9 protein-coding genes and 1 pseudogene are annotated in these 12,832 nt (G+C 63.7%); 6 read left to right on the plus strand and 4 right to left on the minus strand.

The window, feature by feature from the left end:
• Positions 1-8 precede the first annotated feature (8 nt).
• Together ACVILH_RS29605 and ACVILH_RS29610 are read left to right on the plus strand one after the other, a co-directional pair.
• A complete protein-coding gene (locus tag ACVILH_RS29605; RefSeq protein ID WP_456716046.1) occupies positions 9-560 on the plus strand; it encodes a sigma-70 family RNA polymerase sigma factor in 552 nt (183 codons plus the stop codon).
• Positions 560-1,336, plus strand: coding sequence for an anti-sigma factor (locus tag ACVILH_RS29610; protein WP_456717103.1), 777 nt, complete (start codon positions 560-562; stop codon positions 1,334-1,336). The genes ACVILH_RS29605 and ACVILH_RS29610 overlap by 1 nt, the downstream gene beginning before the upstream one ends.
• 381 nt (positions 1,337-1,717) lie before the next feature.
• Here ACVILH_RS29610 and hpnO read toward each other — a convergent pair whose 3' ends face one another.
• Entirely contained in the window at positions 1,718-3,109 is a 1,392-nt protein-coding gene (gene hpnO / locus ACVILH_RS29615; RefSeq protein ID WP_456716047.1) for an aminobacteriohopanetriol synthase HpnO, read from the minus strand.
• A gap of 101 nt (positions 3,110-3,210) precedes the next feature.
• Between hpnO and ACVILH_RS29620 the strand changes: the two genes are divergently transcribed.
• Positions 3,211-3,840: a DUF2147 domain-containing protein gene (locus tag ACVILH_RS29620; RefSeq protein ID WP_456716048.1), complete on the plus strand. Its 630-nt coding sequence runs from the start codon at positions 3,211-3,213 to the stop codon at positions 3,838-3,840.
• A 72-nt stretch (positions 3,841-3,912) separates the two neighbouring features.
• On the opposite strand, the gene hpnN is transcribed toward ACVILH_RS29620, so the two are convergent.
• Positions 3,913-6,501 carry a hopanoid transporter HpnN gene (gene hpnN, locus ACVILH_RS29625; RefSeq protein ID WP_456716049.1) on the minus strand — a complete coding sequence of 863 codons (2,589 nt, stop codon included), beginning with the start codon at positions 6,499-6,501 and terminating at the stop codon, positions 3,913-3,915.
• 480 nt (positions 6,502-6,981) lie between these two features.
• Here hpnN and ispH point away from each other — a divergent pair.
• Together ispH and hpnH are read left to right on the plus strand one after the other, a co-directional pair.
• Positions 6,982-7,909, plus strand: a pseudogene (gene ispH / locus ACVILH_RS29630) (4-hydroxy-3-methylbut-2-enyl diphosphate reductase).
• A gap of 34 nt (positions 7,910-7,943) precedes the next feature.
• Entirely contained in the window at positions 7,944-9,092 is a 1,149-nt protein-coding gene (gene hpnH / locus ACVILH_RS29635) for an adenosyl-hopene transferase HpnH (RefSeq protein WP_456716050.1), read from the plus strand.
• Between the two features lie 232 nt (positions 9,093-9,324).
• On the opposite strand, the gene ACVILH_RS29640 is transcribed toward hpnH, so the two are convergent.
• Both ACVILH_RS29640 and ACVILH_RS29645 read right to left on the minus strand, forming a co-directional pair.
• Positions 9,325-10,266 carry an IS110 family RNA-guided transposase gene (locus ACVILH_RS29640; RefSeq protein ID WP_456716051.1) on the minus strand — a complete coding sequence of 314 codons (942 nt, stop codon included), beginning with the start codon at positions 10,264-10,266 and terminating at the stop codon, positions 9,325-9,327.
• A 418-nt stretch (positions 10,267-10,684) separates the two neighbouring features.
• Positions 10,685-11,449, minus strand: a complete 765-nt coding sequence (locus ACVILH_RS29645; protein ID WP_456716052.1) for a phosphorylase — start codon at positions 11,447-11,449, stop codon at positions 10,685-10,687.
• Positions 11,450-11,881: 432 nt separating this feature from the next.
• Here ACVILH_RS29645 and ACVILH_RS29650 point away from each other — a divergent pair.
• A protein-coding gene (locus ACVILH_RS29650) for an IS630 family transposase (RefSeq protein ID WP_456716053.1) occupies positions 11,882-12,824 on the plus strand; the annotation gives its coding sequence in 2 pieces (ribosomal slippage) (positions 11,882-12,217 and positions 12,219-12,824; 942 coding nt in all).
• Positions 12,825-12,832: the final 8 nt, after the last annotated feature.

Here is a 12,832-nt window from a genome sequence, read left to right on the forward strand (position 1 = left end):
GGACGCCGGTGAGCACATCGCCTGACGATCCCGAGCGGGCGCGGCGCTTCCGCGAGGCGGCGCTGCCTTATCTCGACGACGTCTACACGCTGGCGCGCTATTTGCTGCGCAATCCGGCCGACGCCGAGGACGCGGTGCAGGAATGCTACTTGCGCGCGCTCAAGCATTTCCACACCTATCGCGGCCCTGCGATGAAGCCGTGGCTGTTCGCGATCCTGCGCAATGTCTGCCATGCCGAATTCGCACGCCGCGCGGTCGCGCCGGTCAAGACGCTCGACGATACGCCTGACGCTGTCGAGCAGGCGCCAATCTGGCAGGAGACCGCCGAGACTCCGGAGGGCACGGTGCTGCGCGAGCGCGACGCGTCCGCCATCCGCGCCATGATCGAGACCTTAGCCGAGCCGTTTCGCGAGACCTTCGTGCTGCGCGAGATCAACAATTTGTCCTATCGCGAGATTGCGGAAGCCGCCGGCGTGCCGGTCGGCACCGTGATGTCCCGCCTCGCCCGCGCCCGCGCGATGCTGCGCGCCGCCTGGCTCGCGCAGGAGGAGCCACAATGATGACCTGCGACGAAGCCGAGATCCTGATCCACGCGCTGGCCGACAACGAGCTCGACGCCGGCCACGCCCGTGAGGTCGAGGCTCATGTGGCGACCTGCCCGCGCTGCGCCGCCGACCTCGCCGCCATCAGGCAGATGAAGCAGGCGCTGGCGAGCACCGACCTGAGCTTCAAGGCACCGGCCGCCCTGCGCCAGCGGATCGAGGCGGCGCTGCCGCCGGCGCAGCCGTCGAACGTGACGCCGCCCGTTGCCGCGCCGAGCCGTCGCTCGTTGCTGAGGGGCTTCGCCATGGGGTCGGCCGTCTCGGCGCTCGCCGCCACCGGCCTTATCGCCATCGTGCTGCGCAACGACGATCAGCAGCGCATCGAGGCGGAGATCGTCTCGGCGCATCTGCGCTCGCTGCAGGCCGGCCACCTCACCGACGTGATCTCGACCGACCAGCACACGGTCAAGCCGTGGTTCAACGGCAAGCTCGACGTCGCACCGCCGGTGATCGATCTCACGGCCGAGGGTTTCACGTTGATCGGCGGCCGGCTCGATTATGTCGATGCGCGCGCGATCGGCGCCGTGGTCTATCGCCGCCGCCAGCACGTGATCAATCTGTTCGTCGCGCAGACGTCCTCGACCGAACGCCGAGCACCGCGGCTGGACGCGCTACAAGGCTTCAATATCCGCTCGTGGCGCGACCGCCGGCTGAGCTACTGGGCCGTGAGCGACATCAATGCCGAGGAGCTGAACGAGTTCGGCGAGCGCTTCGAGCGCGCGATGGGTGGGTAAGCGGGAAAGGATGAGTAGTACCGAGACGACCCGTCGACGCACTAAGCCCGAAAGAGACGATCAGACGCGGTGTCAGTGAATGCGCCCTCTCCCCTTGCGGGAGAGGGCATGTAGGAAAGTGCAGCAAGCTCGGTTGGGTGAGGGGTATGTTTCCACACGCGTCGCTCGCGTTGAGATACCCCTCACCCAATCGAGAACTTGGATGAGCCGGCGATGCCCTCTCCCGCAAGGGGAGAGGGCACTGTATCCGGCAGCGCAAACGCGGCTGGCTATGAGCTGTTGTGGCGATAGGTGGGCAAAGCGAAGCGTGCCCACCGAAACGGGAGATCACATGGTAGGCACGGCGCTTCGCGCCTTTGCCCACCCTCCATATTCACCGGCTCACGCCGACTTGCGGATCGCGTTGTCGACCAGGGTCTTGCCGAGCGACCAGATCGCGCCGGGGACTTTGTGGCTCTGGGCGATGACGTCGTCGAAGGCGCGTTCGATCCAGGTGCAGTCTTCCTCGGTGATGGTCAGCGGCGGCAGCAGCTTGATGGTGTGGAGGCCGTGGCCAGCGACCTGGGTCAGGATCTTGTGGTCCTTGAACAGCGGCACGGTAATGAGCTGGCAGAACAGGCCCTTGTTGGCGCTCTCCAGCATCGTCCAGGAGGCCTTGAGGCGGAGCGATTTCGGCGGGCCGAACTCGACGCCGATCATCAGGCCCTTGCCGCGCACTTCCTTGAGCAGCTCGTAGCCGGGCACCATCCGCGTCAGCGCCAGGCGCAGCTCGGCGCCGCGCTTGGCGGCCGCCTCGACCAGCTTCTCGGCCTTGAGCACCTCGAGGGTGGCGATACCGGCGGCCATCGCGAGGTCGTTCTTGGCGAAGGTCGAGCCGTGCACCACAGCACGATCCATGCGGTTGAAGATCTTGTCGAAGATCGCCTTGCGCGTCAGCAGCGCGCCGACCGGCACATGGCCGCCTGACAGCGCCTTCGACAGCAGCACCATGTCGGGCTCGACGTTCCAGTGTTCCACCGCGAGGAACCGGCCGGTGCGGCCCATGCCGGTCTGGATCTCATCGGCGATGAAAATCGTGCCGTACTTCTTGCAGAGCGCGGCCGCCCCTGGCAGGAACTCGTCGGAGGGCATGTTGACGCCCTTGCCCTGGATGGGCTCGACGATGAACGCTGCAATTTCGCGTGATGAGAGCGCCTGCTCGAGCGCGGCGAGATCGTTGAACGGGATGGCGGTGCATCCCGGCAGCAGCGGCTCGAAGCCGGTGCGGAAGTTCGAATCATCCGTCAGCGACAACGCGCCGTAGGTGAGGCCATGATAGGAATGCCCGCAATACACGATGCCCGGCCGGCCCGTGGCACCCCGCGCGAATTTGATCGCCGCCTCGACGGTCTCCGCACCGGAATTCGCGAAGAAGACCTTGTCCAGATACGGGACATATTCCAGCAGCCGCTCGGCAAGAACACCCGCGAGCGTGGAGACGTCGAGCTGAACGAGGTTCGGCAAATCGCTGTCGAGAACGCTTTTCAGCGCATCACGCAGGGTCGGGTGATTGCGCCCGATTGCAAAGACGCCAAAACCGCTGAGTAGATCGAGGTAACGGGCGCCATCGCGGTCGTAGAGATACTGCCCTTGTCCCTTTTGGAACCCGACATCATACCCAATCGTCTTGAGGACGCGGACCAATTGCTCGTTCAGATGCCGAGAATGCATGGTGCTGCGCTGCGCCTGGCGCTCCACAAACATCTCGGAAACGTCTATATTGGGCTTTAGCATCGGCTACATACTTCGGTTGATGGACGTGACGTCAACTGAAAACGCGCAATGCGGCGTTTTGCCCTCATTCGCACCATCAAAGCAAGCACGGGTTTCTGCCAATGTTGCATCGCCTTAGATCTCTCATGTCGACAACGATAGCATACTCCGCAGTGGTGTTCGCCGCAGGAATTTCTTCTGCCTTCGCGGCCGATCCGACGGGCGACTGGCGGGTGGCCGACGGGGTCGCGAATATCCGAGTCGCACAATGCAATGGCAGCATGTGGGGCGTGGTGGCCTGGGAGAAGACCCCCGGCGGGCGTGACGTCAACAATCCCGACCCGTCGCGGCAGAGCCGGCCGACCTTGGGCATGCCGATCCTGATCGACATGAAGAAGAAGGCCGGCGCGGAGGCCTGGGAAGGCCAAGTCTACAACGCCAAGGACGGCAAGCTGTACGCCTCGACGATCACGCCGACCGATCCGGATCACCTGGAGATCCAGGGCTGCGTGCTCGGATTCCTCTGCGGCGGCGAGACCTGGACGCGCGTCGGTCCTCCGATCCCGTCGAGCCCGGTCAACAGCATGGCGAAAGGTACGCAAAAACCAATTGCGCCGGCCCCTGCTCCCGCGCCCAAGACCACGACCGGCGTCGGCAGTGGCGCGATGGCCGCAGCCAAGCCGGCTGCGGGCAAGCCCGCCGATCAGGTCGGCGACATCTGCCTGCTGCCGGAGGTCGCGCGCCCGCGCTGACGCAAGCTTCCACCGAACAAAAAAGCGGCCGATTTGCATCGGCCGCTTTTTTCTTGTTGCGAATAGTTCGCCCTATTCATGCACCTCGCGGGGCTTGCCCATCAGCGCTGGCTGGAACAGCAGCACCGCGGCCAGGGTCGTCACCAGCGACAGCGCCAGCAATTTGCCCATGCTGGATGTGCCGGGATGGCTCGACAGCCACAGGCTGCCGAACGCGGTCGCCGTCGTCAGCGCGCTGAAGAAGATCGCCCGTGTCAGGCTGGTCTGCAGCAGGTCGGTGCGGCCGCCGCGCCACGCCACCACGTAGTAGATCTTGAACGCCACACCGATGCCGAGCAGCAGCGGCAGCGCGACGATGTTGGCGAAGTTGAGCGGCAGCTTGATCAGCACGCAGATCTCGAGCGTGACGGCACCGGCCACCAAAAGTGGCACCAGCGTCATCAGCACGTCGGAGAAGCGGCGCAGCGTGACCCACAGCAGCAGGCTGATCACGACCAGCGAGTAGATGCCGGCGTGGATGAACGCCTTCACGATCGTGTCACCCGACTTCAGGATCGACACCGGACCGCCGATCGCGTTTGGCTCGGCGCTCAGCACGGCATTGGCGAACCGCCGGAGATTGTCGTTGTCGTTCGGATCGCCCTTCGGCTGCGCCTCGACCCGAATCAGCCCGTCCTTGCTCTTCCACTGCGACACCAGCTCGGGCGGCAGGTTGGCGAGCGTCACCGGCTGGGCCTGCAGCGCGGCGCCGAGCTGCGTGAGCGTGATCTTCCAGGGCTCGACGAACACGTCCTGCGCCTTGTTGCGCACCGCCTCGGTGGCGCCGGCGAGCTTGGCGAGCGCGTCGGCCAGGCGCCTTGACGCGACGGCGCCGGGGCCCTTGCCGTCGCCTGCGGTGCGGCGGAGGTTGTCGACGGTCGAGTTCAGCGCGTCGATATTCTCCTTGTCGGTCGGCGCGGCGTCGATCTGGTCGGGATTGAGCGCGGGCCCCAGCACCTTCGCGCCCTGCGCGATCAGCTTCAGCTTGGTCTGCTGGTCCTCGGGCACGAAGCTGTCGAGCGACATCACCCGCGCCACCTCGGGCACCTTCTCGAGCTTGGCCTCGATCGCCTTCGCCTCGGCCTCCGAACGCGTCAGCACGTCGATGGCATTGGCGCCGGTGTTCGGATCCTTGCGCAGGTCCAGATAGGTCGCAATCGACTCGGCGTGCGGGTTGCGCAGGTTCATCGGGTTGAAGTCGAACTTCATGTAGTAGAGCAGCGGCAGGCCGGCGATGACCAGGCCCAGCGTGCCGACGATGATCGGCACGCGGTGCTTTTCCAGGAAGTGGTCGACCGGCGCCAGGAAGGCGTAGCCGACCGGCTCCTTCTCGCCGGGCGGATTGAGGATCTTGAGCAGCGCCGGCAGCACCGTGATCGAGGACAGGAAGGCGATGATCATGCCGGCACCGGCGATCGCGCCGAGCTCGGAGATGCCCTTGTAGTCGGTCGGCAGGAAGCACAGGAAACCGGCAGCGGTGGCCATCGCGGCGAGCGACAGCGGCACCGCTGAGCGGCGCGCAGCCTCGGCCAGCGCCTCGGGCAGATCGTCGTTCTTGAAACGCTCGGAGCGGTAGCGGACGCTGAACTGGATGCCGAAATCGACCCCGAGGCCGATGAACAGCACGGCAAAGGCGACCGACAGCAGGTTCAGCGAGCCGACCATCATCAGGCCGACGGCCGTGGTGAGGGCGAGGCCGATGAACAGGTTGATGAAAACCGCCGAGATGATCTTGGCCGAGTGCAGCGCCAGCCACAGGATGATCAGCACGACCACCACAGTGCCGATGCCGTTCGTCACGGCGCCCTCCTGCACGGTGGCGTATTCCTCGTTCGCAATCGGCACCGGCCCGGTCAGCCTGACGCGCGCATGGAAGCGGTTCGGGAAATCGAGCTCGGCGGCCGCCTGGCGGATCGCGTCGGTCGCGGCCTTGCCCGGCTCCAGCGCCTGGTAGTCGAGGATCGGCTTGAATTGGATGAAGGCGCGCTTGTCGCTGTCGGCGAGCGGCTTGTCGGAGATCAGTTGGCGCCAGGAGAAGGTCGCATCGCCCTTGTCGAGCACGGTCTCGACGGTCTGCGAGATGTAGTCGAACGGCCGCGCGGCATTGTCGAGTTGGACCTGGCCGCGCTTGACGCCGGCAAGGCCAGTCTCCAGCGCGCCGGTCAGGCCGCGGATCGAGGGATCGCCGGCCATGATCTCGACCAGCGGCGCGGCTGCGGCGAACTGCTCGGTGAGCTGCTTCACCTGATCGGTCGGCAGGAACAGCAGGCCGTTCTTGGCAAAGAACTCGCCGCCGCCAAGCAGCTCGACCGAGGAGAAGTTGGCGGTGTCGCCCTTCAGCTTGTTGGCCAGCGCGTCCGCTGCCACGCCGGTCAGCTCCGGCGTCGCCGCCTCAACCACGCCCAGGATCATGCGGTCACGATCGAACGCCTGCTCGTATTGCTGGTCGCGCTTGCGCCAGTCCAGATCGGGAGAGATCAGCTTGTTAATGTCGGTGTTGATGGAGAAATGGCGGGCCGTGTAGACCCCCGCGCCCACCGACAAGAGCAGGCCCACAATCAATGTCGGCCACGCAAACCGGGTGCAGGCCTTGACGATCGAGACGACAAACGTTGTCAGCACTTCGTGACTTTCTAATGTTTAAAAGAGCTGGGCGGAAACGTCCGCTTCATGGCGGAGTTCCCAGGCCAGCGCCAGCTCGGAGCAGGCTCCAGCCGGGTCTGACCCAGTCTTCGGAGACGAGGATGGTCCCTGGACGGCGGATCAGGTGGAACGATGCACGGAACCGTCGGGGCGGCTGATATAGCGGCTGTTCTCGGCGGTAAAGTGACGAACGAGTGAGATCATAACCTACTCAATTGACTGAATTAATCTATCATTACCCTAATACCTTCAGACCATTCACCCGGTGTGTGCCGGCGGTCACATGCGAGCGGGTTGCAAACCGGCTTTCCTATCTGCTCGATTTTTGACACAAAGCCCTGCGCTTCCATGCTCATCGGCGGGCAAAATGGGGCAATCGCTTGGTGCGGATATTGCAAACCCATCGCACGCACGGAGGTGGCAGGTCGAAAGTGAGGCAACGTGGCTGACGGACGTCCCTTGCAGGTGTATCTCGCGCAACCGCGCGGTATTTTGTGCTGGCGTGGTGCGCGCGATCGAGATCGTCGAGCGCGCGCTAGAGAAGTATGGCCGCCCCGTTTATGTGCGTCATGAGATCGTGCACAACAAATACGTGGTCGAGAGCCTGAAGGCCAAGGGCGCCGTGTTCGTCGAGGACCTCTCGGAAGTGCCGCCGCGCGCCGTGACCGTGTTCAGCGCCCATGGCGTGGCGCGGACGGTGGAGGAAGAGGCTGCCGCGCGCGACCTCCCGGTGCTCAATGCGACCTGCCCGCTGGTGACCAAGGTTCACAACCAGGGCAAGCGCTATGTGTCGAAGGGCCGGACCCTGGTGCTGATCGGCCATGCCGGCCATCCCGAGGTCGAGGGAACCATGGGGCAGGTTCCCGGGCCGGTCTATCTGGTCCAGAATACCGCAGATGTGCCCGCCCTGCCCCTGCCCGTCGACACCCCGATGGCCTATATTACCCAGACCACGCTCAGCGTGGATGACACCAAGGACATCATTTCGGCCCTTCAGGCCCGCTTTACAGACCTTCAAGGTCCCGATATCCGGGATATCTGCTATGCGACACAAAACCGGCAATCTGCGGTAAGGGACTTAAGCAAGCTGGTGGACGTTATCCTGGTGGTGGGCGCCGCCAACAGCTCCAACTCGAACAGACTGCGCGAGATCGGCACCGAGGCCGGAATCGACAGCTATCTGATCGCTGATGGCAGCGAGCTCAATCCGGATTGGCTGAAGGGGGCCAAGGCCGTCGGCATCACCGCCGGCGCCTCGGCTCCCGAAGTGCTTGTCGACGACGTTATCGAGGCCCTGCGGCGCATCGGACCTGTCGAGGTCGCGGTGGTCCCGGGGCGGGAAGAAAACATCGAATTCCGCCTGCCGGCCGAGCTGGTCGCGGGTTGATCGGTCCTTGTTTGGTCCAGAAAGAAGAGACGTAATGGCAATCCCCTTCCATAAGGAACTGCGTATCGGGGCTTATCTGATGAAGCAGAAGCTTCTCGGCCGCAAACGCTATCCTCTCGTTCTGATGCTGGAGCCGCTGTTCCGCTGCAACCTGGCCTGCGCCGGTTGCGGCAAGATCGATTACCCCGATGCGATCCTCAACCGCCGCATGAGCGCGCAGGAGTGCTGGGACGCCGCCGACGAATGCGGCGCGCCGATGGTGGCGATCCCCGGCGGCGAGCCGCTGATCCACAAGGAGATCGGCGAGATCGTGCGCGGCCTGGTCGCGCGCAAGAAGTTCGTCTCGCTCTGCACCAACGCGCTGCTCTTGGAGAAGAAGCTCGATCTGTTCGAGCCGTCGCCCTATCTGTTCTTCTCGGTGCATCTCGACGGTCTGCGCGAGCATCACGACAAGGCCGTGTCGCAGAAGGGTGTGTTCGACCGCGCCGTCTCCGCGATCAAGGCCGCCAAGGCCCGCGGCTTCACCGTCAACGTCAACGCCACGGTGTTCGACGGTCACCCGGCCGAGGAGATCGCAAAATTCCTCGACTTCACCACCGAGCTCGGCGTCGGTGTCACGATGTCGCCCGGCTATGCCTATGAGCGCGCGCCGGACCAGGAGCACTTCCTCAACCGCACCAAGACCAAGCAGCTGTTCCGCGACGTCTTCAAGCTCGGCAAGGGCAAGAAGTGGAACTTCATGCATTCCGGCCTGTTCCTCGACTTCCTCGCCGGCAACCAGGAGTTCGAGTGCACGCCCTGGGGCATGCCCGCGCGCAACATCTTCGGCTGGCAGAAGCCCTGCTATCTCCTCGGCGAAGGCTACACCAAGACCTTCAAGGAGCTGATGGAGACCACCGACTGGGACTCCTACGGCACCGGCAAGTACGAGAAGTGCGCCGACTGCATGGCGCATTGCGGCTACGAGGCCACCGCGGCCAATGCGGCGCTGAGCAACCCGATCAAGGCGATGGCCGTGTCGCTGCGCGGCATCCGCACCGAAGGCCCGATGGCGCCGGAGATCGACCTCTCCAAGCAGCGCCCGGCGCAGTACGTGTTCTCCTCCGAGGTGCAGAAGCGCCTCTCGGAGATCCGCAAGGACGAGGCCCTCGAAGCGCAGCAGAAGGCCTCGACTGCGGCCTGAGGCTTTGACAATCAACAAACAACAAAAAGGCCGCCGAGCAATCGGCGGCCTTTTTTGTTTCGGGCGTCTCGGCTCTTCTCCTCAAAAAAGAGCCACTCACTTCTCCAGAAGAGACCCGGTGTCACCCACTCCGCTGTGAGTAGGATGCGAGAAATCAGGCCGCGCAAGCGGTGCGCTCCCTCTCCCCGTCCTTCACGGGGAAGAGGGCTGGGGTGAGCGACTATCTGGATTGTCAAGTTGCATTAGCGAACTCTGCGCGTGCCTCGCGAGCTTTTGCGTTGAGGATGACGAGAAGCTTGCGGGCGAGGGCGATCCGAACAACCATCTTTTCCTTGCCGGCTTTGATGAGCCTGTCCCGGAAGTCGCGGAGATGCTCGTCGTAGCGGGCGGCTGTGCCCGCGACAATGAAGAGGATGGTCCGGACGCCTTCGCGTCCACCGCGGGTAGATCGTTTGCCTCGTCGCTTCCCGCTGTCGTCAGCGAGCGGGGCGAGACCGGCAAGCTTTGCGATGGCCTTGTTGGAGAGGATCCCGATCTCCGGAAGCTCGGCGTGCAGACGCGCGACGGTTCTTCCCGCGACACCTTTCACCTCGCGCCAGGCTTCGGCGAGCTTTGCCCACAAGGGGTCGTCGTCGATCATGGATGCGATCTCCCCCTCGAGCGAACGGGATTGACGCTTGAGCAGGGCGATCACCTCGTCGAGGCTGGCCTGGATCTCCGCATTTTCGAACGCGCTGGAGCGCCGTTGTTTTTGGACGGTCAGGTCGTCGGTGACCTGCCGGAGCCTAGCGACGAGGGCTTTCAGGCGCTGCTGTGCCTGGCTCTGCAGCGGCGTCGGCGCAAGATCCTTCGCGTCGGCGAACCGGGCGATGACAAAGGCATCGATCCGATCCGTCTTCTCCAAGATACCCATCGCCTCGGCATAACGCCGCACGCTGCGGGGGTTGGTCAGGGCGCAGCTGATGCCGTGTGCCCACAGCTCGGCGAAGGCACGTCTCTCGTAGCCGCCGCTGGCTTCCATCACCACCAGCTCGACGCCGTTTTCTTTGCAGAACGCGATGAGTGCTGCGATGCCTGCTGCGTCGTTGTCGAAGCTCGCAAACAGATGCCCTGGCTCAATACCGGCATCGAGCTTGGCCTTCGAGATATCCACTCCACAAGTCGTCTTCTTCACGGTAACCTGCCTTGTCCATGCGATTGGAACTCAAGCGACTGTTCGGTCGTACGTGACATGGCGAAGATCCCAGAGCTCACCCACGGTTTTAGCCGGAGGGGTAACGGGCGACATCGCCACGCGCCGTGGCCGGTGGCCACCGGCCACGGCGCTAAGTCGCTTGAACCACAAAATTCATGGTCTTGCAGATACAAGGGGCAGCCACGCCCACCGACCGTTGCGGAGAGTCCCCCTCACCCGGATCGCATCTGGCGATGCGATCCGACCTCTCCCCGCAAGCGGGGCGAGGTTAGACGGAGCAAGCCGCAACCAGCACGCGTCTTTTGGGCTGCGATGGAGATGTGGGAATGCGTCTGCGCTCCGGATCAACCGAAACGCACGAGCTTACGTCGCGCGTGACGTCCTCCAGAACGCGACCTCACGCCTCGGCAGCGGCCAGCGTCTCGGTCTCGAGGAAGTGCTCGGCTGCGAGCACGCCGCTCAGCAGCAGGTCGCGGGCGCCGCGGAGTGATCGGAGGGCACGGTTGAACTCGATGCCCGTCGAGACCAGGCCGCCCAGCACGGCCGGATTGCGGGCGACGCCGCGCAGGATCATCGGCAGGTCGATGGCACCGTTCGGCTTGATCGCGTCCTTGGCCAGCGACGGCAGCGTGCGATGGGCGGGATCGGAAATCACGCGCAGGGCCGCGAACGGCAGCCCGTATTCGGCGGCATAGGCGGCTGCGATGTGGCTTTCCATGTCGACGGCAGCAGCACCGGTCTTCATGCGCAGCGCCGCCTTGCGCGCCTTCGCCACCACCACTTCCTCGGCCCCGGCGAGCACGCCGCGCACCACGCGGCGCTTCTTCAGCGCGGCGCGGGCGATGTGCTCCTCACGCAGCGACAGCCCAGACAGCCAGCGCGCATCACCGGCCGTGACCTCGGTCGCAACGACGATGTCGCCGGCCTTGAGGCTGGGATCGAGACCGCCAGCGACGCCGAAGCTGACGACGCCGCGGATCGAGGTCGGGTCGAACACCGTGAGCAGCGAGCGCAATTGCTTCGGATCGCTCGAGCTGCAGATCACCATCATGCCGGGCCCAGCAGCAATGCGAGCCTCCTGCACAAGTCCCGTCACGACCAAAACCGGCCGCGGATCAATCGGGCGATCCGTGGACGTGTCGTCCCCCATCCCCAACTTCACAATCCGACCCCTGACACCTTCTCGGACGTCGCAAAATCCGACGTCTCCGTCTCTTGTTTCAAAGCCTTAAGCCGCGGCGGCGCCAGAGCGGAAAAGACCTTAACAAACCGAGGATTACGCAGAAAAAATCCGCGAGGAAACCCCGTTTGCGCCGCACTGCACCGGCCCACGATGCCTTTTTTACCCGGTGTTGCCATTTAGTCCCGCACGCCCCTGTTCCACGGTGAAACAGAAGCGAGCCAGCATCACCGCCGCTGGAACTTTAAGCAAAAACTGCGCCACGAAGATGTGAGACTCGCGTCGCGAGCGCAGTCTCCAGGCGACTAGATTCGGCCGACATCGCTAGAGCACGTTGTTTTTCTTTGGAATCGGATTCCCAGGCGAGTGAATCTCTGATTCAAGCTTCATGCTGGGGTACGGAGGCCAGCATGGATGACGCGACCCTATTCGGACGATATCCGTGAGATTGCTCTGGCGCGGGCAGATGCCGGCGAGAGCGTGCGTTCGATCGCAGGCAGTCTCCAGATCAGCCCGTCCTGCATCCCGAAATGGAAGAAGCTCAGGCAGGAGACCGGCGGTATCTCTCCCGGCAAGATCGGCGGTCACAAGAAGCCAGTTCTATCTGGAGGCAACGCTGATTGGTTGCGTCAACGCATCAGTTCGGGGCCTTTCACGCTGCGTCAATTGACAAGAGAGCTGGCGACCCGCGGGGTAAAGACAGATGTCCGCGCGGTGTGGACCTTCGTACATGCTGAAGGGCTGAGTTATAAAAAAAACGATCCGCGCCGCCGAACAAGATCGACCAGACGTCGCGCGTAAGCGAGCGCGCTGGAAAGCTCACCAGGGCAAGATCCACGTCTCTCGGCTGGTCTTTATTGATGAAACGTGGATCAAGACCAACATGGCGCCACTGCGCGGTTGGGGTCCTTGTGGACAACGTCTGGAGGCATCGGCTCCCTTCGGCCACTGGAAGACCATGACCTTCATCGCGGCCCTGCGCCACGACCGGATCGCCGCGCCGTGGGTTATTGATGGCCCCATCAATGGCGAACTCTTCACGCTCTACGTCGAAAATGAACTGGCTCCGACCTTGAGCAAGGGAGACGTCGTTATCCTCGACAATCTCGGGAGCCATAAGGGCCAAAAAGTTCGTGAGATCATCCGCGCCAAGGGAGCGCATCTGCTCTTTCTGCCGCCCTACAGCCCAGACCTCAATCCGATCGAGCAGGTGTTCGCAAAACTCAAACACCTCCTGCGGGCCGCAGAACCACGGACGATCGAGGCGACCTGGCGAAAAGCCGGAGCTCTCCTCGATATGTTCTCGGAAAAAGAATGCGCCAACTACCTGAAAAACTCAGGATATGTTTCCGTATAAAAACATCA

It is taken from the genome of Bradyrhizobium sp. USDA 4353 (genome assembly GCF_054063215.1).

Excerpts from the sequence above, each read along its gene's own strand:
- ACVILH_RS29610 (WP_456717103.1), top strand. The coding sequence starts at position 560 with ATGACCTGCGACGAAGCCGAGATCCTGATCCACGCGCTGGCCGACAAC.
- hpnO (WP_456716047.1), bottom strand. The coding sequence starts at position 3,109 with ATGCTAAAGCCCAATATAGACGTTTCCGAGATGTTTGTGGAGCGCCAG.
- ACVILH_RS29620 (WP_456716048.1), top strand. The coding sequence starts at position 3,211 with ATGTTGCATCGCCTTAGATCTCTCATGTCGACAACGATAGCATACTCC.
- hpnH (WP_456716050.1), top strand. The coding sequence starts at position 7,944 with ATGGCAATCCCCTTCCATAAGGAACTGCGTATCGGGGCTTATCTGATG.